The 324-nt window shown below is 61.4% G+C and carries 1 protein-coding gene; it reads left to right on the top strand.

Annotation, left to right across the window (positions count from 1 at the left end; all coding sequences use genetic code 11):
* Positions 1-42 precede the first annotated feature (42 nt).
* On the top strand, positions 43-324 hold a 282-nt coding region (locus tag AC1RPN_RS08770), incomplete at its 3' end, for a hypothetical protein (protein WP_481763805.1).

Below are 324 nucleotides of genomic sequence, written 5' to 3'. Positions count from 1 at the left end.
AAAAACACGACTCGCGCGGCAAGCTCGCGTAAGGGGCTGACGATGACGACGAATCCGCTTATCGCCGCAATCCCGGAAGGCGCAGAAGTTACCGTGTACACGCGTGGCGATCACTCGCACACGGGAACCGACGACACGACAACCGATGAAAGCGAACGCGGCTTGTTTGTCTTGTTCGCGCTGGTTGAGTCTGTGCCGAACGTGCAGAGCGTGAGACCGCGCCGCGCGGGCGTGTTGGAAAGAAGCCCGACGCCGCCCGCGAAAACCTGTCGTCGTATCGTGCTGCTCGCGTCCGATATCACGGGCTACGCGATGGAGTACGAC

It is taken from the genome of Dellaglioa sp. CoH-57-MRSF-20, from assembly GCF_056781955.1.
This window is presented reverse-complemented; position numbering and strand designations above follow the sequence as displayed.